General features: G+C 59.6%; 15 protein-coding genes. 8 read left to right on the top strand and 7 right to left on the bottom strand.

Annotated features, from left to right (window positions below; translation table 11 throughout):
* Positions 1–2016 carry a bifunctional 2',3'-cyclic-nucleotide 2'-phosphodiesterase/3'-nucleotidase gene (locus KVP70_RS21265; RefSeq protein WP_217944167.1) on the bottom strand — a complete coding sequence of 672 codons (2016 nt, stop codon included), beginning with the start codon at positions 2014–2016 and terminating at the stop codon, positions 1–3.
* Positions 2017–2283: 267 nt separating this feature from the next.
* Between KVP70_RS21265 and prfB the strand changes: the two genes are divergently transcribed.
* From prfB to lysS, 3 genes are all read left to right on the top strand, one after another.
* A protein-coding gene (prfB, locus tag KVP70_RS21260; protein WP_217944166.1) for a peptide chain release factor 2 occupies positions 2284–3388 on the top strand; the annotation gives its coding sequence in 2 pieces (ribosomal slippage) (positions 2284–2364 and positions 2366–3388; 1104 coding nt in all).
* Positions 3388–4068 carry an HAD family hydrolase gene (locus tag KVP70_RS21255; RefSeq protein WP_217944164.1) on the top strand — a complete coding sequence of 227 codons (681 nt, stop codon included), beginning with the start codon at positions 3388–3390 and terminating at the stop codon, positions 4066–4068. The genes prfB and KVP70_RS21255 overlap by 1 nt, the downstream gene beginning before the upstream one ends.
* A 26-nt stretch (positions 4069–4094) precedes the next feature.
* A complete protein-coding gene (gene lysS, locus KVP70_RS21250) occupies positions 4095–5624 on the top strand; it encodes a lysine--tRNA ligase (protein WP_217944162.1) in 1530 nt (509 codons plus the stop codon).
* Between the two features lie 318 nt (positions 5625–5942).
* Here lysS and KVP70_RS21245 read toward each other — a convergent pair whose 3' ends face one another.
* The 3 genes from KVP70_RS21245 to KVP70_RS34365 form a co-directional block, all read right to left on the bottom strand.
* Complete coding sequence (locus KVP70_RS21245) at positions 5943–9797, bottom strand: hypothetical protein (RefSeq protein ID WP_217944161.1); 3855 nt, start codon at positions 9795–9797, stop codon at positions 5943–5945.
* Positions 9798–9975: 178 nt separating this feature from the next.
* Positions 9976–11037 (bottom strand): hypothetical protein, encoded by a 1062-nt coding sequence (locus KVP70_RS21240; protein WP_217944160.1) that lies wholly within the window; start codon positions 11035–11037, stop codon positions 9976–9978.
* An 813-nt stretch (positions 11038–11850) separates the two neighbouring features.
* Positions 11851–12027, bottom strand: a complete 177-nt coding sequence (locus KVP70_RS34365) for an IS66 family transposase (RefSeq protein WP_229224979.1) — start codon at positions 12025–12027, stop codon at positions 11851–11853.
* A 125-nt stretch (positions 12028–12152) separates the two neighbouring features.
* Here KVP70_RS34365 and KVP70_RS21230 point away from each other — a divergent pair, with 125 nt between their 5' ends.
* Positions 12153–12926, top strand: a complete 774-nt coding sequence (locus tag KVP70_RS21230) for a substrate-binding periplasmic protein (RefSeq protein WP_217944159.1) — start codon at positions 12153–12155, stop codon at positions 12924–12926.
* 60 nt (positions 12927–12986) lie between these two features.
* Here KVP70_RS21230 and ppnN read toward each other — a convergent pair whose 3' ends face one another.
* On the bottom strand, positions 12987–14357 hold the full coding sequence (gene ppnN / locus KVP70_RS21225) for a nucleotide 5'-monophosphate nucleosidase PpnN (RefSeq protein ID WP_217944158.1): 1371 nt from the start codon (positions 14355–14357) through the stop codon (positions 12987–12989).
* A 267-nt stretch (positions 14358–14624) separates the two neighbouring features.
* On the opposite strand from ppnN, the gene KVP70_RS21220 reads away from it, so the two are divergent.
* Positions 14625–16124: a peptide MFS transporter gene (locus tag KVP70_RS21220; RefSeq protein WP_217944157.1), complete on the top strand. Its 1500-nt coding sequence runs from the start codon at positions 14625–14627 to the stop codon at positions 16122–16124.
* Positions 16125–16185: 61 nt separating this feature from the next.
* Here KVP70_RS21220 and glpD read toward each other — a convergent pair whose 3' ends face one another.
* Positions 16186–17730 carry a glycerol-3-phosphate dehydrogenase gene (glpD, locus tag KVP70_RS21215; RefSeq protein WP_217944156.1) on the bottom strand — a complete coding sequence of 515 codons (1545 nt, stop codon included), beginning with the start codon at positions 17728–17730 and terminating at the stop codon, positions 16186–16188.
* A gap of 175 nt (positions 17731–17905) precedes the next feature.
* On the opposite strand from glpD, the gene KVP70_RS21210 reads away from it, so the two are divergent.
* Positions 17906–20242, top strand: coding sequence for a penicillin-binding protein 1A (locus KVP70_RS21210; RefSeq protein ID WP_217944154.1), 2337 nt, complete (start codon positions 17906–17908; stop codon positions 20240–20242).
* Between the two features lie 12 nt (positions 20243–20254).
* Complete coding sequence (locus tag KVP70_RS21205; RefSeq protein WP_217944153.1) at positions 20255–21952, top strand: tetratricopeptide repeat protein; 1698 nt, start codon at positions 20255–20257, stop codon at positions 21950–21952.
* 1 nt (position 21953) lies between these two features.
* On the opposite strand, the gene KVP70_RS21200 is transcribed toward KVP70_RS21205, so the two are convergent.
* A complete protein-coding gene (locus KVP70_RS21200; RefSeq protein ID WP_229224978.1) occupies positions 21954–22634 on the bottom strand; it encodes a TetR/AcrR family transcriptional regulator in 681 nt (226 codons plus the stop codon).
* Positions 22635–22810: 176 nt separating this feature from the next.
* Between KVP70_RS21200 and KVP70_RS21195 the strand changes: the two genes are divergently transcribed.
* Positions 22811–23725, top strand: a complete 915-nt coding sequence (locus tag KVP70_RS21195; RefSeq protein WP_217944152.1) for a lipase family alpha/beta hydrolase — start codon at positions 22811–22813, stop codon at positions 23723–23725.
* The last annotated feature ends 3 nt before the right edge of the window (positions 23726–23728 follow it).

Raw genomic sequence — 23728 nt, 5'->3', positions numbered from 1 at the left:
TCATAACGACAAATCGATGGTGTACAGGGCCAGGCCCTTGCCGCCGCCATCGTCCGTTTTAATCTGCGAGACTGCCTTCAGGCCCGCCTCCTTCGCCAGTTCCACCATATTGGGGGCGGAGTGAAACACCACCGCGCCCTTGGTCGCCACCGGTGCGAACCGCCAGCTGCGCGTCGAGCCGTTGCCGGCGCGGGTGACGTTCTTGCGCTGCTGGATATAGGCGATCAGCACATCGCGGCTGGCATCCGGCGACGCCAGTATGGTCTTGCTGCCGTCCAGCCCCGGGAAGGCGCCGCCACCACTGGCGCGGTAGTTATTGGTCGCGACCAGAAATTCCTGCGTCGGCGCCATGGCCGCCCCCTTGAACAGCAAGGCGGTGATGCGCTGGCCGACCGGCCTGGTGACGTCGATCTGATAGCTGACATCGGCGCTGCTCAGCATGTCGAAGTTGAATCCCGGGGTGGCCGTGTTGACCAGCTCCTGCTGCGCGCCGCTGGCCGGATCGATGCGGTTGAAGCGCTCCGCCGCCTTTTCCAGCCAGGCTTTCAGGACGGCGCCGGCCACCTTCACCACGTGCAGCGCGTTCGGGTACAGATACAGGTCGGCCACGTTGTTCAGCGCCAGGCCGCCGGCCTTGACGTCGGTGTAGTCGCCCGCACCGGCCGCACCAGCCTTGAACGGCGACGCCATCGACAGCACCGGCAGCGCCGAGTACTGCGGCAGGTTGGCCTTGACGTAGTTCTGCACGTAGGCGGTCTGCGCCTGGTTCACCACCTCGATGGCGCTGATGTCGCCGACGTCGGCGAAATAAGTCGTCATGCGGAAGTCGCTGGTGCCGACCGGGGTTTTCACGTAGCCGATGGTGGCTTCGTGTTCAGCGGCCACCAGCGGCGCGACGGCCGGATCGGCGGCGACGTAGCTGCCGTCGGCGTTGCGGGTCGAACGTACCTCGACCGTGGTGCGGCTCTTGTCCACCGCCCAGGCCTTGCCGTCGTACTTGAGGCGCAGGCCGATCACGCCCAGGTGCTTGCCCCACAGGTTGGCCATCACGGCGGGCACGCCGTAGACGGTGCCCTTGGCCTTGTCCACGTTCGGCAGGCCGAATTCCGGCACCTTGCTGGCCGCATCCGGGAACGGCTGGTGCGAGTGGCCGATCATCATCGCGTCCACACCCGGCACTTGCGCCAGGTAGTAGTTGGCGTTTTCCATCTCCGGCGAGTATGGCGCGCCATCGAGGCCGCCGTGCGAGATCGCCACCACCAGGTCCGCGCCCTGCGCGCGCATCTGCGGAATGTACTTCTGCGCCGTTTCGCGCACGCCCTCGGCATAGACTTTACCTTCCAGCCAATGCTGGTCCCAGGACATGACCACCGTCGGCGCGAAGCCGATGATGCCGACCTTGATCGTCGCCGTCACCGGCTTGCCATCCGGCCCGGTGGCGCTGATCTTCCGTGTGAGGATGCGGTATGGCTCGAACAACGGTTGCCTGGTCCGGGCGCTGTAGATATTGGCCAGCACGATGGGGAAGTGAGGCCCGGCGCAGCGCGGCGCGTTGGCGGGCACGCCGTCCACGTCGAAATGGCTGGCGGTGACCTGGTTCAGGTACGCCAGGCCGTAATTGAATTCGTGATTGCCGATGCCGCCGCCATCTACACCCAACAGGTTCATGGCCTTGTAGATGGCCAGCGTCTCGCCGCAAGCGACCGGCGCGACCAGCGCCTGGTAGTCGGCCAGCGCCGTGCCCTGGATGGCGTCGCCATTATCGAGCAGCAGACTGTTGGGAAATTCGGCGCGCGCCTGTTTGATCAAGGTCGCGGTGCGTTCGAAGCCGATCGACGGATCGGCCTTGAGCTTGTAGTAGTCGTAACTGAGCACGGTCGCGTGCAGGTCGGTGGTTTCCAGCAGCGCCAGCGTGGCCTCGGCGCCCGCAGGCGTCCGGGCGCCCTGCGGCAGACCGGCACAGCCGAGCAACATGGTGGGCAACGCGAAGGAGATACAGCAAACCGCTGAACGCATGGATAAATTATCTAAAGTTGCGACTTTTTGGCAACGGACCGATGCGCAACATCATACGCAGAGGATTTCCTTGCATCAAGCAACTTAAGGCATAGAGACCGTATTTTATTCTTTTTGTGGTAAAAAAGTCAGCATTTCGCGCCTGACGGGGCGGACCGCAAGCGATCGCGTCCGCGTCCAGCGCCACACTGGCTATTTAGCTGCGAAGGAGCGGCGCGGCTAGGGTATAATCGAAGGTTTGATTTCAGCCTTAGAAAAGAAGAAAACATGGAAGCCGAACGCATCAACGCCCTCTCCGCCCTGCTCGCCGATATGACCTCGCGCGAAGCCGAACTACGGAGGTATCTTTGACTTCGATAAAAAGTCAGAGAAACTCGAACAAGTAAACGAAGAACTGGAAGACCCGACGGTCTGGAACGACCCGAAAAAGGCCCAGGATCTCGGCAAGGAAAAGAAATCGCTCGAAGCCATCGTCTTCGCGCTGACCAAGGCCGACACCGACATCAAAGACATGAGCGACCTGTTCGCCATGGCCAAGGAAGAAGGCGACGACGACACGCTCGAAGCGCTGATCGTCGACGCCGAGGAAGTGCGCAAGGTCATCGAGGGCATGGAGTTCCGCCGGATGTTCAACAATCCGATGGACCCGAACAACTGCTTCGTCGACATCCAGGCCGGCGCCGGCGGCACCGAGGCCCAGGACTGGGCGTCGATGCTGCTGCGCCAGTACGTGCGCTACGCGGAACGCAAGGGCTTCAAGGTCGAAGTCATGGAACAATCCGACGGCGAGGTGGCCGGCATCAAGACCGCCACCATCAAGGTCGAAGGCGACTACGCCTACGGCTACCTGCGCACCGAGACCGGCGTACACCGCCTGGTGCGCAAGTCGCCGTTCGATTCGGCCAATGGCCGCCATACCTCGTTCACGTCGCTGTTTGTGTACCCGGAAGTGGACGACTCGATCGACATCGAGATCAACCCCGCCGACCTGCGCATCGATACCTACCGCGCCTCCGGCGCCGGTGGTCAGCACATTAACAAAACCGACTCCGCGGTGCGTCTGACGCACGGCCCGTCCGGCATCGTGGTCCAGTGCCAGAACGACCGCTCGCAGCACCGCAACAAGGCCGAGGCGATGGAAATGCTGAAGGCGAAGCTGTACGAGATGGAACTGCGCAAGCGCATGAGCGAGCAGCAGAAGCTGGAAGACTCCAAGACCGACGTCGGCTGGGGCCACCAGATCCGCTCCTATGTGCTGGACCAGTCCCGCATCAAGGACTTGCGCACCAACTTCGAGACCGGCAACACCAAGGGCGTGCTGGACGGCGACCTGGACGACTTCATCTCGGCATCGCTGAAGCAAGGCGTCTGATGAGCTTCTCGACTTCGCAGCGCGCGTTCATCTTCGACATGGACGGCACCATCGTCGACAACATGGCCTTCCACACCAAATCGTGGCTGGCCTTCTTCGCCCGTCGCGGCCATGACGTCGATGCCGAGGACTTCTTCCGCGCCACGGCCGGCCGCCAGAGTCATGAAATCATGAACACCTATCTTGGCCAGCAGATGACCAAGGAAGAAAGCGCCGCGCTCGATTTCGAGAAAGAGTCGCTGTACCGCGAGCTGTACGCACCGCACCTGGCGGCGGTCGACGGCTTCGAAGCCTTCATCGCCCGCGCCAAAAGCGCAGGCGTCAAGCTGGCCGTGGCCACCGCCGCGCCGACCGAAAACATCGACTTCACGCTCGACGGCCTGGACCTGCGCAAGCAGTTCGACGCCATCGCCGGCGCGGCCGATGTCGCGCACGGCAAGCCGGCGCCGGACGTGTTCCTGCTGGCGGCCCAGCGCAGCGGCACCCTGCCCGCCAACAGCATCGTGTTCGAAGACGCGCCGCTGGGGGTGGAAGCGGCACGCCGCGCCGGCATGCGCGCGGTGGTGCTGACCACCACCCTGCCGGCCGAGGCGTTCGCCGAATTCGACAACGTCATCGCGGTCGTGCGCGACTTCAGCGAGCTCGATGTCGAAGAGCTCTTCGCCGCCGCAATTAACTAATCATCACCTCAACAAAAGAACAGACCATGACTACGGATCTTCAAGAACAAGCAGCAGCGCCCGACGAAAACAAGATCATCGCCGAGCGCCGCGCCAAGCTGGCCGCCATCCGCGAACAAGGCGTCGCCTTCCCGAACGATTTCAAGCCTCAGCATAAAGCCGCCGACCTGCACGTGCAGTACGGTGAGAAGTCGCGCGAAGAGCTGGAAGCCAACCCGGTGACCGTGGTGCTGGCCGGCCGCATGATGCTCAAGCGCGAAGCCGGCAAGAAGGCCGCTTTCGCCACGCTGCAGGATGCGTCGGGCCCCAAGGCCGATGGCCGCATCCAGATCTACGCCACGCTGGACCTGACCGGCGAAGCTGCGATGGCCGCGCTGCACCACTACGACCTGGGCGACATCCTGGGCGTGGTCGGCACGCTGTTCAAGACCAAGACCGACGAACTGACGATCAAGGTGTCGGAACTGCGCCTGATCACCAAGTCGCTGCGCCCGCTGCCGGACAAATTCCACGGCCTGGCCGACCAGGAAACCAAGTACCGCCAACGCTACGTGGACCTGATCATGAACGAAGAAACGCGCCGCACCTTCAAGGCGCGTACCGCAGCGATTTCGTCGATGCGCCGCTTCATGGAGAAGAACGAGTTCATGGAAGTGGAAACGCCGATGCTGCACGCCATCCCTGGCGGCGCCGCGGCCAAGCCTTTCATCACCCACCACAACGCGCTGGACATGCAGATGTTCCTGCGTATCGCGCCTGAACTGTACCTGAAGCGCCTGGTGGTCGGCGGCTTCGACCGCGTGTTCGAGATCAACCGCAACTTCCGCAACGAAGGCGTGTCGGTCCGTCACAATCCGGAATTCACGATGATGGAATTCTACGCGGCCTATACCGATTACCACTGGCTGATGGACTTCACCGAAGCGATCATCCGCCAGGCGGCGATCGACGCGCACGGCACCGCGACGCTGACCTACGGCGGCCGCGAGCTGGATCTGGCCAAGCCGTTCCACCGCTTGACCATCGTCGATGCGATCAACAAGTACGCGCCTGGCTACACGCCGGAGCAGCTGAACGACGCTGAGTTCATCAAGACGGAACTGCTGAAGTTCGGCGTCAAGCCGTTCGCCACCGCCGGCCTGGGCGCGCTGCAACTGGCGCTGTTCGAGGAAACCGCCGAAGCGCAGCTGTGGGAACCGACCTACATCATCGACTACCCGGTCGAAGTGTCGCCGCTGGCCCGTGCCTCGGATACCCGCGAAGGCATCACCGAGCGCTTCGAGCTGTTCATGGTCGGCCGCGAAATCGCCAACGGCTTCTCCGAGTTGAACGATGCAGAAGACCAGTCGGCCCGCTTCCTGTCGCAGGTGGCGGCCAAGGATGCAGGCGACGAAGAGGCGATGTTCTACGACGCCGACTACATCCGCGCACTGGAATACGGCATGCCGCCGGCCGGCGGTTGCGGCATCGGCATCGATCGCCTGATGATGATCATCACCGACTCGCCGAACATCCGCGACGTGCTGCTGTTCCCGCACTTGCGCCGCGAAGAGTAATCAAGCAAAAGCCGCTCGCTGAGCGGCTTTTTTTTGCCACTGAATAACGTTAACTAACTTTCGCAATCCAATAATTTACAACAATAAATCGGAAGAAAAATGAAGTTAAACGACATACTAGGATAAATCGTTTACATCATTGATTTAAGCCAGTCCGAAAAAAAGGGAATTTGTTTCGGCCCATGCCCTCCACGAATTCCCCTTCTTTATTTAGGTTACTTATCCACATCTGCCACTCAAAAGCGCAGCGCCCGCCCGGGGCATTTCTCGATTGGTGCGCAGGGTCGGTATTGCAGCGGGGCCAACAGCCCCGGTCAACTAAGCGCTCGCCGCGCCAACAGAAATAGCAAAATCCACATTTTGACTACCAAGCAAGTTCATCGCGGCGAGGTTAATCGTAGTCGTGCCACCTGCACCCGACGTTCCTCCGTTAGGCGAGAACGTACACGAGGTGCTATCAAAGCTCATAAAGCCAGGCAACGCTCCTGTGGCCGTGAAGTTTAGCGGCGTACTGGGCTGCACCCCAAACATGGGGCCGTACGTTTCTGTTTTATCCGGGATGGTATTTTGCAGGACTGAAATATTACGCATCTGCATGAAATTCGGCGCCATCCCGGACAAAGTCAGATCGAAGACGGCCCCAATACCGCCCCCCGCTGTAACGCCGTCGGATGAAATCATCAGCGACGAACCCGCTTGAAAATTTCCCTGAGCGTCAGGCAGTGCAAACTGGACGGTAAATGATATTGCAAAGAGATGACCGTCACTAGTTAATGTTGAATCCGAAACTGGGTTGCACTGCCATGTTTGAGTTTGAATCGCCGGATCGGCCGCGCCACTTGTGCGCGCATGCAGAGTGGACGAGGGTAATGTGGGTGCAGCCGCCGGCGGAATTTTTGGTTGAAAGCAAATCGTTCCGTCATTCATCAAACTCAAAAACATCACTACCGGCGATGCGTCACTTTGTGTTTGGCACAAAGTGAAAATTTGACTGAAGCCGCTGCCGTCGGTGGTGACTTGCCAGACCGTGTCCGGTAAATTTGTGGCTTGACTCGTCCAGCTGAGAATGCCGTTTGACCCGCAGGAAAGCAGACGATTGGCCGCGCCGAATGTAAATCCCATCATCATCGTATTGGCGGCATCTACGTTAGCGAAGGGAGCTACATAATCCACAGCGCCGGCCTGACTGTTCACTTTGAACCCCGCAGGAGCCGCATAATTGTCGACGAATTCGGCTACCGGATCAGGAGGGCGCTGCATCATCTCGTAAATCATAAGAGCTACACCTGCAATCGCAGCCAAAACCGCGAGCGGTCCAGCGAATGGCACAAATGCCGCCAAGACATCCAGCCCTTCAAGCGCGCCGGATGCCAAAGCCCAGTTTCCGGCGATCGCAAAGAGCGCAAACGCGCCACCGACAATTCCTAAAATATCACCGGCCAAGGCTACGCCATTATCGCCTTCAATGATTGAATAGAGCGAGTAACCGATGCCGGCCAGGATGAAGACGGGGCCAATTCGAGTTGCTATGAACTCGTCCAAATTTTTCCCCAGTGCCGTGGTGATCCAAGTTGCATCTTCGACAGCTGCGTCTGCACCGTTGATCATCACCGCATTTACAGCGCCGTCGACGGACACTTCGATCATTGCCGTGCCCTCAGTGCTGCCAAGCCACCGCGCTGTGGCATTGCCGGTCCGAACCAAGGCATTTTCCAGCGCCCCTCCTTCGCCATCAGCAATAATTTTGGCAATTGATGCGGCACGCTGCCCGGCAGACAAGCCATCGGTAGTTAAAACGATCTCCAGGCGAACGCCCCGCTTAACCACCGCCGCCAGCACCTGCAATCCCAACTGGATGGCGTTGGTCACTAATTGGGCACGCTCCTCATCGGACAATTTATCCCAGCTCTTAAAGCCAGTAATCAAATTGAAGGCGTTCAATGCCACAATGCCGCCTAGAAGCACCGACGCGAAATACTTGGAACAAGTTGCAAATCGCGGATATGTTGTCTGGAACCAATTAACAAAATTCTTTGCCACATACGGGAATGCCAATGTGGTGTCAATGCTGCCGGATAGAGAGCCAATCACTTCAATCGACGCTTTTAGCATCGCGCCGGCGTCTTTATCGGCGAGTAATACTTGCAGTTGAGCGGCTACGGCAGCGATCTCGCTATCGACATTTGCTAGGTTATTCGTGACAAACTGGTGCAAGTACAACTCAATAATACTGACGCTACTTCCATCCGACGACAACGAAGTCATACTCGGAAGAATGTTCGTTGCCAAGAACGCGTTAAGGGTGTCCGTGTATTTCTGCGCAAAGGTACCAGATGGGTCCAACGCGGTCAAAACTGCCACGTTGGTTTGGAACAGTCGTGACAACATGGAACCGTCTGTGGAGCCGGGATCGCTCATTGCGAACGCTAGTGTTGCCAGGATATTCGATGTGGTGTTGTAATAGTAAAAGCCGAATGCCCAGTAGAGACAATTGTCGACGGCATATTTACCTACGGCGTTGGCGTCTGCGATCATCGCTGGCCGCGGATCAGGTACCGTTGGATCCGGATCAACAGCGACGTTCGTATTGATGTCCGTCACCATCGCTGCTACCTTCGTATTAATAAGGTCGACATACGTTTGCGGCGCAGAGTTTTGATCTTGCAAGAATTCAGCGGTCAGGGCATTTTGCTCCTGCCAGTGATAAGCAAACAATAGCTGGCTGTGCGCTGCATACACCTTGGAGGCAGCCACTTCGGTTCTCAGCCACTGCGCGGAACGTGGACCGTTCAGGTACTTACAGTTGTCATCGGTGCCGCCAGACAAGCCTTGGGTCAGTACAGCTGTGCCGAGTGACTGGTACCACGTTACAACGTCCTCTCCAGCCACTGGAGTTTGAGCAATTGTGGCAAGGTATCCGGACAAACTGGGTTGGGGAGTGTTAGGGTAAATCAGGTTCCACGCGTCGCTCGAAATGAAGCTGTTCATGATCATACTCAGGTCGTTTGTTACTGCTTGCTGAACAGCTTCGTACCAGTCGCCTTTCGTCGTTCTTGCATAAGGCGTCATGGCCAGAAGGCTTTGAATGTTCAGATTTGTATCATTTACGGCCTGCTCCAACATCGACAAATGTTGCGCGACGCCAGGCCCGACACGCTCAAGCGCTTTCAACGATTGCAGCGCTGCCAAGCCGTTAAGACGAGCTACCCGAACAGCCATTGCAGGGGTAGAACCAAACTGACCGTCTATCCGGAAGGTAAGCGCGCCGTTTTCGGGTAGGCCCGTTGCTGCCTGTTCACTGATAGACAATCCCGACCAACATAGCCGCTGCCCCGATAGCACAGAGCTTGCTATCGTGGCTCCAGCAACCACGAGCTTTCCTCCAAACACTGCGAACGGCTGTGGGCTGCTCTCGCTCCGGTAATATCCGGCCACGTTGTTTGAACTGGCGACACCTTGGAAACCAATTTTCATCCCGGTTTCGGCATTAGGATTGTCAATTAGCATTGCGCCTGAAATCGTACTCGCGGCGGCATCCTCCTGAGCGATCATCCAATAAGGAAACACGGTATCGATGCTTTCAGACGAAGCAGACTTTGGAGGATCTTCAAAACATTGGAAACGCAAATTCCATACCATCCCCGCAGCCCCGGGAGATAGTGACAACGAGGCGGACACTTCGGAATCCGTGGGTTGCCATTCCTGCACAGTATCGTTGTCCGTAAATTGGAATGTAAAAGATCCTGGGTCGACAGGAGAAATCGGTGCTGTGTACGTATATTGCAAATTGAAGCGGTTAGTCGTCGACCACGACGCCTGGGTCCAAGAACTGGAGGTTCTATCCCACAGCATATTTGTGACACGGTTGCCACTACTCTCCAGCTCGATACCACAATCGGGCGCGACTTCGCAGTCGAACGAAGCTGTTTCACCGGCTGATACTGGAATAGGGTCGACTCCGAGCCTCACATTGCCTATGGCGATCTTGCCGTTATGAGTGATGAGTAAATGGCCGCCTCCGAACAATCCACGCCATGTCAACACTCCATCGTTTGCATCATAGGACCACATCTCGCGCGGTACAGGCACTTGATCTAGGATAAGTTGATCCTGTGAGTTGCCCCCCCGTGTCGCTCTTATCAAAATAATAGTTGCTGGCGACGGCTCCGCCATGTTGCGTTCCCGTCGCGAAGAGACCGTCAAGTTGATTACCTGGATCGGAGAAGATGGTGGCGCGACCATCCGCGCACGGGAGCGATTCCAAGACTTAGATATATTTTTCATAGCAAAATTTATCGTTTACGATTTATTTGGTTATAGGAATTCATCAGACATGACTAACGGCGATTTCTCACTCCGCCGACTGAGGGTTGTACCAATTTAAGTCACCCCAATTGCAAAAACTTAATGAGTAACCGTTCGCCGTTACAGCCGGATATGTACCACCGCCGCTATATCCTCCGGCGGTGGCGTGGATCGTTTCGGTTTGCTGCATATTTGCGGTGATACCTGTGGCCGCGGGCGCAATGTCTGCACCGGTGATTGGCTGGAACCAGTCTACGTAGCCGCCGTACCACCACCCAATGTTGCCGCCAGTTGGTAAGCCAACCTGGTTGGGCACTTCAAGCCCAGCATTGATCGCAGCGGTAATACATGAATCAACGAAGGGTTCCTGTAACGCATCAAGGGTCAGCCATAGTATGAAAAGAAGCCAAACCACCGACTGTGTTGAACCAGGATCTTGTAGTGCTGCATTGGCATTGGCGATGAACGCTTGGTCTACGATCGCAGCGGCAAGCGTTGCAGCGATCGCAGGCGACCGTTGCGTATATTGAATGTCGTTAATAGTGATGGATGTTGGGCTGTATCCATTCTGCAGAACAGAAAGGCAGCTCGGCGCCAACAGGGCTATGAGCGTAGCATTAGCGACTTGCATATCGGCCGACAACTTTGCCAGATCGACTTGTGCCACACCGGCAATTCGAATCGCGTCGGTCAACGCCGTCACGCTAAAATTCGACCACCATTGTTGTGAGACGCCATGGAGACCCGGAGGACTAGTGAGCGCTGCAGCCAGCGCAGTCGAAGGCGCGTTTGGAAAAACGTTCGGATAAAATGCGTCTAAGTATCCCCGTGCAGTTCCCGTATAGATATAAGAAGAAGTGACATTTCCCTGATCTTCGGAGTCCAACGGTTGGGGAGCAATCTGATGGTCGGGCAAACTGGTTTGAATCAAAGTCACAATCGCCGCCCGGTGATTGTTCATAAAAGTTGAATCCTGGTATGCCGGTAGCGCATCAATTAACTGGCATAAGAGCAATTTGTCTCCCGGCGCCAACCCTTGCGCCGTATTTTCATTAATGCAGTCTTTGAGAACATCTTTTGCTGTTGGTGTAATTGTAGGAAAAAACATTGGTATCCTCTAATAATGGCTCTGATTTGGTCGGATATGGCAATAAAAATAGGCTTAAGCTTAGGTGTATCAATTCCGACTTAATCTGACAGCAGGGGCTTGCAAAAGGGGCCAACGTACGACCACTTTCGAATCATTTTTTTAGATGGTTTCTGGTCTCCGTCAATTTTGTCGACCAATAAAGGGCGATGCAAAAGCAATTAAAGATAGGAAATATATTCCGCTATCCGATTCATTTTCAGCGAACCCGATACAGCTATCTAGCAATCGCCGTGCCAATGAGAGCAGCTAGATCCATATGTGCCGGAAGGCGGAGGTGTGTCGATGCGCAGCCCGTGCAGTCCAGCGCAATGGCAGAAAAATCATTTTCGCTTGTTTATACATGGAAGCCGAAATACCCCAGCTTTACATGTCAATAAAAAGGCTTTACATGTCAAACAAAAGGCTTTACATGCAAATATGACAATGATCTTACCGATGTAGAAAGGTCGGCGCCGGCAAACAGATAGCTGCGTCGGCCGATGGCCACGCCACACCAGGCGCGCTCGGCCGCAGACTGATCAATCGCAATGGCGCCGCCAAGAGTTTAAGCGCGTACAGGGTCGCCGCCGCCATATCGGACTTGCGCGACGAGGTGTCGGGCGTGGTCCGCAGCCAGAGTTCCCGGTGGGCACGAGCGCGCTTGCCGAACTTTGTTGCGTTCGTCAGCCAGCATGGCCCAGATCTCGCCCTCAATCGCATAAAGCTCGGCGATGCGGCGCGACGCTTCGGTGGTCTGCGCGGTCGGTCGCGCCGCGCGCAACATCGTGGAACTTACAGCGCGCATACGCCCGGCGCGCAGCTTCGCGGATCATGCCATCCTCGAACAAAGGCGTTGAAGCAGGCGTAGGCATCGGCTTGCGGCACCCCTTTAAACTTGGCCAGATGGGTCTGCAGATGGATGCCTTTGCGGTCGGGCGTACAGGCAATCCATACCTTGATTTGGACCATGCTTCAATTGGGAATATCCCCCTTCCCTCCCAAGGCGCTTGCTGGAGCCCCCGGTATTTCTCGACCGGCCCGAGGAAAGCGAGTACCCTTCCGAAGAAGTCACTACTTCAGAGAAAGGAAGCGACATGGCTAGTCGCATCGCGCTGTTCTACTTGCACGCAGCGCTGCTTTTCGTCGCATGCGCTGCTGCGCAGGCGACCGACACTTTCACGCTTTACACCGAAGAGTACCCGCCATTCAACTGGGCCGACAAGAAAACCGGCGCCGCCACCGGACTGTCCACCGACATCATCCTGGAGCTGATGCGAAGGGCCGAATTGGCCGTCACTGCACCAGCCTTGATGCCGTGGGCGCGGGCCATGGCGCTGACCACCAAGAACGCCAACAGCTGCCTGTTCTCGATGGCCCGCACGCCGGAACGCGAGGCCAACTTCGCCTGGGTGGGACCGGTGGGCCGCAACGAGTGGGTGATGTACGCACGCGCCGAGGACCATATCCATCTCAGTAGCCTGGAGGACGCCAGGCCCTACACGGTCGGCACCATCATCGGCGACGCGATGGTGCCGCTGCTGCGCGCGAACCAGCTAAACCTAAGCATGGTTCCCTACAACCGCACCAACGCGCCCAAGCTGAAGATGCAGCGCATTCAATTGTGGTCGGAAGGACGCCTGCCGGGTCTCTACATCATGGATGAAATGGGCATCACCGGCATGGAGGCGGTGCTGACGTTCGCCCACTACGACATGTACCTGGCCTGTAACAAGGGCATGGACGGCAACGAGGTGGCGCGTCTCAACACGCTGTTGCGCGCCATGTACCGCGACGGCACGGTCAAGCGCATCTACGGCAGCTATGGCTTCGACAACTACGCGCCGCGCACCGAACAGATCGCGAAGTAAGTCATCGTCACCTGAATTTGTACGGCGTCCGCACCAGCTGCGCGCGGACGCCGGCTGATGTTACTGGATCACGCGATAGCAAGGCGTGTACTGCTTGCCCGCCAGTTTCATGCGATGCTGCGCCACGAAGGATGCCAGCAGCTCGTCCATCGGCCCCATGATCTCCTTGTCGCCATGGATTTCAAAGTGGCCGAACTTCTCGATCGCTCGGATGCCCTCGTCCTTGACGTTGCCCGCCACCACACCCGAAAACGCCCGGCGCAGATTGGCCGCCAGCAGATGCACTTCCTGGTTCTTGTGCAGGCTCAGGTTGCGCATGTTCTCGTGCGTCGGCGCGAACGGATGCTGGAACTCCTGGTCGATCTTCAGGCCCCAATTGAAGTAGTAGGCGTCGCTGCGGGATTTGCGGAACTCGCGCACCTGCTTGATCCCGGCCTGCATCTCGCGCGCCACCAGTTCCGGATCATCGATGATGATCTTGTAGCGCTGCTGCGCCTCGGGACCCAGCGTGTCGTGGATGAACTGGTTGATCTGCACGAAGTACTCGCGCGACGTCTCCGGTCCGGTGAACACCAGCGGGAACGGAATATCGGCATTATCCGGATGCAGCAGGATGCCCAATATATAAAGGATCTCCTCCGCCGTGCCGGCGCCGCCAGGGAACACGACGATGCCATGCCCCGAGCGCACAAACGCTTCCAGGCGCTTCTCGATATCGGGCATGATCACCAGTTCATTGACGATCGGGTTCGGCGACTCGGCCGCGATGATGCCCGGCTCCGAGATGCCCAGGTAGCGCCCCTTGTGCAGGCGCTGCTTGGCGTGGCCGATGGTGGCGCCCTTCATCGGGCCCTTCATCGCGCCGGGACCGCAGCCGGTGCAGATGTCCAGGTCGCGCAAGCCCATTTGATAGCCGACTTCCTTCGAGTAGTTATACTCGGCGCGGTTGATCGAATGCCCGCCCCAGCACACCACCAGGTTGGGATTGAGCATAGGCTTGAGCACCCCGGCGTTGCGCAGGATATGGAACACCGAATCGGTGATGCCCTCGGTGCTGTCCATGTCGAACTTCGGATTGTCCGTCACCTCGTTGCTGACGAAGACAATATCGCGCAGCACCGCGAACAGGTGTTCGTGGATGCCCTTGATCATTTTGCCGTCGACGAAGGCGATCGCCGGCGCTCCCTTGATATCGAGCTTGATGCCGCGCTCGCGCTGCACAATGCTGATCTCAAATGACTTGTACCGTTCCAGCAGCTCCTTTCCATCGTCGATAGTGCTGCCGCAATTGAGCACGGCCAGTGCGCAATTGCGGAAGATGTTATAGAGGCCGCCCTGGCTAGTGTCGAGCAGCTTGTTCACTTCCGCCTTCGAAAGGACTTCCAACTGGCCTTCGGGCGAAATCAGGGTATCGACAACGTCATGTTCCATGATGCGAAAATCCTTATTCAAATTCGATGCATTTCGATGCATAACAGGTAAGCCTGCACTGCCAATATACGACAAACCGGCACATTTTGGGGTGGAGATTGCCATAGCAGGATTGTGCATATTTATTAGCACAAAAGACATATCTTTGCAGGCCGGCCATCAAAATGCACGGCCCGAGCGATTTGTAGATTAAAATGGCGCCCAATTTGGCTCCCCATAAGGGAACCTGAGACACTTTTCATAGATCATAAAATTAGGAGAAGCCGCATGAGCGGTGCTACCACCACCAATACGGAAGTCGTTATTCCCGAATTCAAGCAGATCATGGGTCACCCTGCTCCGCTGTGGATGTTGTTCATGACCGAGTTCTGGGAGCGTTTCGCGTTCTACGGCATACGTTGGGCCCTGGTGCTCTACGTCGTCGCCCAGTTCTACAACGGCGATGCCACCGGTGAGGCCCCTGCCAACCTGATTTACGGCTCCTACCTGGCGCTGGTCTATGCCGCCGCGCTGTTCGGCGGCTACGTGGCCGACCGCGTACTCGGCTACCAGCGCTCGATCCTGATCGGCGCCACCTTCATGTCGGCCGGCCTGTTCATGATCGCCTTCCCCGACCAGACGGTGTTCCAGTTCGGACTGGCCACCATCATCGTCGGCAATGGCATGTTCAAGCCGAACATCTCGACCATGGTCGGCAAGCTGTATAGCGCCGCCGACACCCGCCGCGATTCCGGCTTCACCATCTTCTACATGGGTATCAACTCCGGCGCGCTGGTCGCACCGGTGCTGACCGAGTGGCTGGCTGCGACCATCTTCGGCACCAACGGCATGCCTGCTTACAAAGTGGTGTTCATGTCCGCCGGCGTCGGCATGCTGATCTCCCTGGTGTGGTTCTTCATCGGCCGCCGCAACCTGAAAGGCATCGGCGCACCGGACGCATCGAACGCCGATCCGAAGCGCATGATCTACGTGGCACTGGGCTCGCTGTGCGTGATCCCGGTCGTGTACTTCCTGCTGGCCGCCGGCGCGCAGAACCTGCAAGTGGTGCTGTCCGTGCTGTTCGTCCTGCTGTCGGTGATGCTGCTGATCGAAGGTATCAAGAACGGCAAGGTAGCCCGCGACAAGGTCATCGCCATGCTGCTGATCTTCTTCTTCAATATCATGTTCTGGATGTTCTTCGAACAGGCAGGCAGCTCGTTCACCTTCCTGGCCGATAAGATCGTCGACCGCCAGATGTTCAACTGGACCTTCCCCGTGGCCTGGTTCCAGATCTTTAACTCGCTGGCCATCATCGGCTTCGCGCCGGTCGTCGCCTTCGTCTGGGTCGCCATGCGCAGCAAGAATCCATCGATTCCGCGTAAATTCGGCCTGGGCCTGCTGTTCAACGGCGCCGCCTTCGCGCTGCTGATGTTCGCGCTGTCGATGCTGGTCAATGCCGACAACAAGATCCCGTTCTGGCCTCTGGTCATGGTCTACACGCTGCAATCGGTCGGTGAGCTGTGCCTGTCGCCTATCGGCCTGTCGATGGTGACCAAGCTGGCGCCTACCCGCCTGGTTGGCCTGGGCATGGGCGGCTGGTTCCTGTCCACCGGCATCGGCAACAACCTGTCGGGCATCTTCGCTTCGGCCGTCAGCGGCGAAACCGGCATGTCGGTGTCGTCCGCGCTGGTAGGCTACAGCTACGGCTTCTTCGCCCTGGCTGCCGCCGGCGTGCTGCTGTTCCTGATCGCACCGCTGATCCAGAAGCTGATGCATGGCGTGAAGTAAGCGCTTTCCGCAACAATTAAAAAACCACCTGCCAGAGCGCGCTCTGTGCAGGTGGTTTTTTTTATGCCGCTTGCTTGTACTGGAACGGGTGCGCCGCCAGCCAGGCTTGCAGCTTCCCGCCGGTGTCTGGCGGCAGGTGCAGGCCAAGCTTGGAGCGCCGCCACAGGATGTCCTGCGCGCTGCGCGCCCATTCGTAGCGGCGCAGGTACTCCACTTCCGCCTCATACAGGCCCGGCGCGATCTCCTCGCCCATCGCGGCCACGCTTTCCTTCTGGCCCAGCAGCGTATGGATGCGGGTGCCGTAGGCGCGGGCGTAACGCGCCACCAGCAACGGCGGCAGCCAGCCGTAGCGGCCCTGCACGTTGCGCAACCAGGTGTCGAATTCCAGCACCGATCGGTTCTGCGGCTCGGCGCCATACAGGTCGCCGCCCGGCAGGCAGGCGTTGTGGGTCCAGGCGCCGTGGCGGTTGCCCAGCGACTTGGCGATCAGGTCGACCGCCTCCTCCGCCAGTTTGCGGAAGGTGGTGATCTTGCCGCCGAAGACGCTCAGCATCGGCGGGCCGTCGTTGTCGACCTCCAGCCGGTAGTCGCGCGTGACGGCCTTGGCGTCGGCGCCGTCCTCCACCAGCGGCCGCACGCCCGAATAGGTCCACACCACGTCGGCCGGCACGATGGGCTGGACGAAGTATTGGCTGGCCAGTTCGCACAGGTAGCTGATCTCGTCCTCGCTGATGGCGACCTGGTTGGCGTCGCCGCGGTAATCGAGGTCGGTGGTGCCGATCAGCGTGAAATCGCGCTCATACGGAATCGCGAACACGATGCGGCCGTCCGGGTGCTGGAAGATGTAGGCATTGTCATGCTCGAAGATGCGCTTGACGATGATATGGCTGCCCTTGATCAGGCGCAGGTTGCCACCGCCCTCTTTCGGCAGCGTCGCATGCAGCAGGCTGGCGGTCCACGGCCCGGCCGCGTTGACCACGTAGCGCGCGTTGACGCGGACATCGCCGCAGCCGCTCTTGTGCAAATCCGCCTCCCAGCCGTCCGCCTTGCGCGCCAAGCCCTTGCACTCGGTCTGGGTCAGGATGGTGGCGCCCTTTTCGCAGGCGTCGATGGCGTTCAGCACCACCAGCCGGGCGTCGTCCACCCAGCCGTCGGAATAGATAAAGCCGCGCTGGAACGCGGGCTTGAGCGGCTTGCCCGCCGCATGCGTGCGCAGGTTGATGCCGGCCGACGCGGGCAGCAGCTCGCGCTTGGCCAGCAGGTCGTACAGCATCAGTCCGGCCCGTATCATCAGCGCCGGGCGCTGGCCGGGCGCGTGCGGCATCACGAAGCGCAGCGGCCACATGATGTGCGGCGCGGCGCGCAACAGCACCTCGCGCTCGATCAACGCCTTGCGCACCAGGTTGAACTCGTAATACTCCAGATAGCGCAGGCCGCCGTGGATCAGCTTGGTGGAGGCTGACGAGGTGTGCGAGGCCAGGTCGTCCTTTTCGCACAGCACCACCGACAAGCCCCGCCCTGCCGCATCGCGCGCAATGCCGGCGCCGTTGATGCCGCCTCCCACGATCAGGATGTCGCAATCGAGAGTGTGCTGCGGTTCCGCCATGTCTTCCCCGGTTGTAAAGCGAAAATTATTCAGATAACTGTTACGTTACGACAAAATCACCAATAGTCATAGGGGTGAGCGACCAAATTTGCATAAAAAGCCACTTTTCGTTTAAGTGTGCCCAAATTTTGTTGGTCTATAATCGCGCCTACCGCTGCTACCGTGAGACTACGCCTTGACTGCTTCGCCCATCAATTTCTCCAAATGGCTGACCCGCCGCAACGCCATCCGCGGCTTTATCGTGGCCGGCGTCGCCGCGCTGATCGCCGGTGGCCTGCTGCTGGCCTACATGCTGCTGTATGTGGCGCCCAACCTGCCGTCGCTGGAGGTCATCACCGATTACCGGCCCAAGATCCCGCTGCGCATCTACACCGCCGACAACGCCCTGATCGGCGAATTCGGCGAGGAGCACCGCGACTTCGTGCCGATCAAGGATATCCCGGAGATGATGAAGAAGTCCGTGCTGGCGATCGAGGACAAGCGCTTCTACGAGCATAACGGCATCGACTGGCGCCGCGCGCTGGGCGCCGCGCGCGCCAACCTGGGCGGCGCCATGCGCCAGGGCGGCTCCACCATCACGATGCAGGTGGCGCGTAACTTCTTCCTCACCCGCGAAAAATTCTACGGCCGCAAACTCAATGAGGTCATGCTGGCGTTTAAGATCGAGGCGGCGCTCAGCAAGGAGCAGATCCTCGAACTGTATATGAACCAGATCTACCTCGGCCAGCGTTCGTTCGGCTTCGGCGCGGCCTCGCAGGTCTACTTCGGCAAGCCGTTGAAGAACCTCGACATCGCCGAAATGGCCATGCTGGCCGGCCTGCCGCAGAATCCGGCCCGCCACAACCCGGCCGTCAATCCCAAGCGCGCCAAGCAACGCCAGCGCGTGGTGCTGAAGTCGATGCGGGACCTGAACTACATCACCGAAGACCAGTACCAGAAGGCGCTGCACGAAACGCTGCACGTGAGCCATCGCGGCCAGGAGTTCGACACCCACGCCGAATATGTGGCCGAACTGGCGCGCCAAGTGGTGTACGCCCAGTTCAAGGAGGACTCGTACACCAAGGGCATCAGCGTCTACACCACCATCCTCAAGGCCGACCAGAACGCGGCCTACGAATCGGTGCGCCGCAATGTGCTGAACTACGACCAGCGCCACGGCTACCGTGGCCCGGAAGCCTTCGTCATGCTGCCGTCCGGCGAGGAAGAGCGCGACGACGTCATCGAAGAGGCGCTGCAGCGCCGCCCGGGCAGCGACCGCCTGATCCCGGCCGTGGTGCTGGAAGTGGGCGCCAAGTCGGTCAAGGTGCAGAACCCGTTCGGCGAAGAGGTCACCATCAGCGGCGACGGCCTGCGCCTGGCCGCCAACGCATTGACCGACAAGGCCAAGGACACGGTGCGCCTGCGTCCCGGCGCGGTGATCCGCATCATGCAGGAGAAGAACGGCTGGAGCATCACGCAGGTGCCGCAGGTGGCGGCGGCGTTCGTGTCGATCGATTCGGTCAGCGGCGGCTATCACGCCATGGTCGGCGGCTTCGACTACAACCTGCAGAAGTTCAATCACGTCACACAGGCCTGGCGCCAGCCGGGTTCCTCGATCAAGCCCTTCGTGTATTCGGCGGCGCTGGAAAAAGGCTTCTCGCCGGCGACCCTGATCAACGACGTGCCGCTGGACCTGACCGGCGCCGAAACCGGCAACGAAGCCTGGAGCCCGAAAAACGACGACGGCAAGTTCGACGGCCCGATCACCATGCGCACCGCGCTGGCCGAATCGAAGAACGTGGCCTCGGTGCGCATCCTGCGCTCGATCACGGTGCCGTACACGCACAACTACCTGGGCAAGTTCGGCTTCGACCTGGCCAAGCATCCGAAGAACCTGACCATGGCGCTGGGCACCGGCTCGGTCACGCCGGCGCAGCTGGTGGGCGCGTACTCGGTGTTCGCCAACGGCGGCTACACGGTCGAACCCTACCTGATCGCCAAGATCGTCGACGGCAGCGGCAAGATCATTTCCGAGGCCAAGCCGCGCACCACGCTGCCGGACGACGCCCGCGTCATCGATCCGCGCAACGCCTTCGTCACCGACAGCATGCTGCGCCAGGTCACGCGCACCGGCACCGGCGCCGCCGTTGCCCGCCTGGGACGCCCCGACCTGGCCGGCAAGACCGGCACCTCCAGCGACGCGGTCGACGGCTGGTTCGCCGGCTACGGCGGCGGCATCGTGGCGGTGTCGTGGATGGGTTACGACGACTCGAAATCGTTGGGCGGCAAGGAGTTCGGCTCCAGCGTCGCGCTGCCGATCTGGATCGACTACATGAAGGTGGCGCTGCAAAACCGCCCGGCGCAGGAACGCCAGGTACCGGCCGGGTTGACGCAGGTCGACGGCGAATGGCTGTACGACGAGTTCACCGGCGACGCCGCGCGCCACACGCTGGACATGGACGACGTGGCGCCGGGTGCGGAGAACGTGGCGCCGCAGCCGGCCGGTACCACGCCACCGCCACCGAACAACTAAAATTCACCGACCATGCCCCTACGCCATTGGAAGAAATTAAGCGACTCAGCGCGATCCCTGCTCAACTCAAACGCTGCAACGGATCAGGCCGACGCCGAGTTGAATCTGCAGGTTGCCCAGAACTTATTTAGCCAGGCAGTAAAGCTAGGACAGGGAGGAAAGATCGATGACGAAATTTCCATCTACGACGACCTGATACGCCGCTTCGGCGACAGTGCGGAACATCGCCTGCTTGACGTGCTGGCCCGCAGCATGTGCAACAAGGAGGCCTTGCTGGGCAGCCTGGGGCGGTTCGACGAGCAATTGGGCATGTTCGACGACATCGCGCGGCGCTTTGCGCGCTTTCCGCTAGCGTCTCCCTTCGGCGAAATGGTGGCAAAAAATTTGCTGAGGAAATGCCATACGCTCAGACATCTGGGCCGCTTCAACGACGAAGTCGCCGTTCTGGTCGAATTCGATCAGTGCTATGGCCGGGAACCCTACCCTGCGGTACGCCACCTGGTGGCAGCCTGCCTGCTGGACAAGGCCGTCGCCATGGGACGCCTGAACCAATTTGAAGACGAACTGGCTATTTACGATGAATTCGCCGTGCGTTTTGGCGAAGATCCTTCGCTGGAGATCCGCAGATTGTTGTGCAATGTGCTCAACAACAAGAGCCTGCGCCTGGAAGCCTTGGCGCGGCCGGAGGCGCAGATCGCCCATTGCGACCAGATCGTCCGACGCCATCGGAATGACGCCGCCACGATGGAACAGGAACTGGTGGCATTCTGCCTGCTCAGAAAGGCGCACAGCCTGCAAACCCTGCAGCAATTCGATGGCGCGATCGCCACCTTGGGCGAAATCGCGCAGCGTTTCGGCGCAAGTGAAGTGGCGTCATTACGCGAGTTGGTCGCAAAAGCGCTGCACCAGCAGGGCCTGTTGCTCGTCGATGCGGGGAAATTCAATGAGGCGGTAGTCGCTTCGGAACACATTGCGCGCCATGCCGGCCCGCAGGCCGCCATCGGATTGCGCGTAAAGATAGCGAGCGGCCTGATCGGCAAAGGCAGCAAGCTGACGGCCGTGGGCCAGACTGCCGAAGGACTCGCCGTCTATGATGAAATTATCAGGCGATTCGGCGACGACCCGGCGCCGCCGGTGCGTGAGAAATTAGCGCGGGCGCTGTTCAATCGCGGATTATTGTTTTCTCACCTGGAGCATGCCACGGAGGCGATCGCCTCCAACGATGATTTGTACCGGCGCTTTGTTGACGATCCCTCGCCCGCACTGCGCGAAATCGTCGCCATGGATCTGTTGAATAAAACCGCCAATCTGCTCAAGCTGGGACAAGCAGAGCAGGCCCTTGCCGTCTTTGCAGAAATAGACCAGCGCTACGGACAGGATGAAGACCCCAAGCTGCGCGTGCATGTCGCCTCCAGCGTGTTCAAGAAAGGTCAGCTCTGGGGTTACCTGGCCCGGGAGGACCTGGCCATGCAGGCATATGACGATCTTGAACAGCGCTACGCGCACGACAACGTTGAGCAAATACGGTACATGGTCGCCGACAGCTGCGTTACGCGCGCCAAGCTGCTGGCGGCCCGCGGGATGAGCGCGGAAGTCCAGGCGATTTACCAGACGATCATACAGCGCTACGCGCACGACCCGGCGCCCGCCATGCGGCAATTGGTGGCATGGGTCAAGGCACAGCCGCCGGCGCCGGCCAGCGGCGCCTGAATCAGGAAGCCAGGTAGCCGCGCATCATGCGCACGGCGCTATCTGCAAACTGGTCCGGGCTGACATCGGCAGCCCGGTACTTCCAGCGTTTCACATACCAGTCCTGGAACATCGCCATGATGTGCGCCGCCTGCAGCTCCGGGCTGCCGGCCGGACGGTGCGGCAGCTGCGCGATCACGCCGGCGAACAAGGCCTGCACATGCAGCTCCGACTCCTTGGCCGTGGTGCGCTGCGCCGTTTGCAGCACCCGCGAATCCATGAACACGAAATAAAACCACGGTTGCAGAATCTCGGACACATAGATCGAGGCGCGCATCAGCGCTTCCAGCTTGTCGAGCGGCTCGGTGACGTCATCGAACAGGCGCGGCATCTCCTGGGTGGCGTAGCGCACCACGTCCTCGATCATCTCCGCCAGCTGGTCCTTGTTGCTGATGTAGCCGTACAAGCCGCCCATCGACAGGCCGGTCTCCTGGCACAGGTCGCGCAGGTTCATGGCGCGGAAGCCGACGTCGTTGGCCAGCTTGAAGGTGGCGCGGAAGATCCGCTCCAGGTTTTCCAGCGCCGGCTTGCGGCGCTTGACGGTGATGCGTTCCGCGTTGTGATCGAGCAGATATGCCCAGATATTGACGCCGTCCAGCGGCGTCATCCCCTGAAATTGTTGGAAGTCGAATCGCGACGGCAAGGTAGTCTCTTTATTTGAGTTTTGGTCTCGATTATAGCGCAGGAAAACAACTGGGATCAGAGGCCCGTCAGATTGGCTCCCAGGGCCTAGCGTGCGGACTGCAAGGCCAGCGGCGCGGTGCTACATTTTGTTGACCGGGGAAATACCCGGACCTCAAAATACAATCGGAGACTTCAATGAAAAAACGCATCTGGAAGTACCTCGCACTCTGCCTGATCGCCCTGACCGCCCTGCCCGCGCCATCCTGGGCGAGCGGTTACACGCAAACCAAGTACCCGATCGTGCTGGTGCACGGCCTGTTCGGCTTCGACAACATCGGCCCGGTCGACTACTTCTACGGCATCGCTTCGGGGCTGCGCAGCGGCGGCGCCAATGTGTATGTGACGTCGGTGTCGGCCGCCAACAGCACCGAGGTGCGCGGCGAGCAGTTGCTGGTACAGGTCAAGCAGATCCTGGCCGCGACCGGCGCCTCCAAAGTCAACCTGATCGGCCATAGCCACGGCGGCCCCACCGCGCGTTACGTGGCGTCGGTGCGGCCGGACCTGGTGGCGTCGGTCAGCAGCGTCGGTGGCGTCAACAAGGGTTCGCGCGTGGCCGATGTGCTGATCGGCGCGGTGCCGGACGTGACCTACAGCCTGGCCAACGCGGTGTCCGGCTTGATCAGCTTCCTGTCCGGCAGCCCGACCTTGCCGCAGAACGCGCGCGCGGCGGCCACCTCGCTGAGCACCGCCGGCACGCTGGCCTTCAACAGCAGCCATCCCGAAGGCGTGCCGACGTCGGCCTGCGGCGAGGGCGACTACCAGGTGCGCGGCGTGTACTACTTCTCGTGGAGCGGCGCCCAGCCCTACACCAATCTGCTGGACGTCAGCGATCCGGTGCTGGCCCTGACGGCGATCGCCTTCAACGGCGCCAAGAACGATGGCCTGGTCAGCAGCTGCTCCAGCCATCTTGGCCGCGTGATCCGCGACGACTACGCGATGAACCATCTGGACGAGGTGAATCAACTGGTGGGCATCACCAACCTGTTCGAGACCAGCCCGGTGACCATCTTCCGCCAGCAGGCCAATCGCCTGCAGGGACTGGGACTGTAAGGA

It is taken from the genome of Duganella violaceipulchra (genome assembly GCF_019166075.1).
GTDB lineage: Bacteria > Pseudomonadota > Gammaproteobacteria > Burkholderiales > Burkholderiaceae_D > Rugamonas > Rugamonas violaceipulchra.
This window is presented reverse-complemented; position numbering and strand designations above follow the sequence as displayed.

Bases quoted from the DNA above. Each gene is read 5' to 3' on its own strand.
- KVP70_RS21265 (WP_217944167.1), bottom strand. From the start codon at position 2,016: ATGCGTTCAGCGGTTTGCTGTATCTCCTTCGCGTTGCCCACCATGTTG.
- KVP70_RS21255 (WP_217944164.1), top strand. From the start codon at position 3,388: ATGAGCTTCTCGACTTCGCAGCGCGCGTTCATCTTCGACATGGACGGC.
- lysS (WP_217944162.1), top strand. From the start codon at position 4,095: ATGACTACGGATCTTCAAGAACAAGCAGCAGCGCCCGACGAAAACAAG.
- KVP70_RS21245 (WP_217944161.1), bottom strand. From the start codon at position 9,797: ATGGCGGAGCCGTCGCCAGCAACTATTATTTTGATAAGAGCGACACGG.
- KVP70_RS21240 (WP_217944160.1), bottom strand. From the start codon at position 11,037: ATGTTTTTTCCTACAATTACACCAACAGCAAAAGATGTTCTCAAAGAC.
- KVP70_RS34365 (WP_229224979.1), bottom strand. From the start codon at position 12,027: ATGGTCCAAATCAAGGTATGGATTGCCTGTACGCCCGACCGCAAAGGC.
- KVP70_RS21230 (WP_217944159.1), top strand. From the start codon at position 12,153: ATGGCTAGTCGCATCGCGCTGTTCTACTTGCACGCAGCGCTGCTTTTC.
- ppnN (WP_217944158.1), bottom strand. From the start codon at position 14,357: ATGGAACATGACGTTGTCGATACCCTGATTTCGCCCGAAGGCCAGTTG.
- KVP70_RS21220 (WP_217944157.1), top strand. From the start codon at position 14,625: ATGAGCGGTGCTACCACCACCAATACGGAAGTCGTTATTCCCGAATTC.
- glpD (WP_217944156.1), bottom strand. From the start codon at position 17,730: ATGGCGGAACCGCAGCACACTCTCGATTGCGACATCCTGATCGTGGGA.
- KVP70_RS21205 (WP_217944153.1), top strand. From the start codon at position 20,255: ATGCCCCTACGCCATTGGAAGAAATTAAGCGACTCAGCGCGATCCCTG.
- KVP70_RS21195 (WP_217944152.1), top strand. From the start codon at position 22,811: ATGAAAAAACGCATCTGGAAGTACCTCGCACTCTGCCTGATCGCCCTG.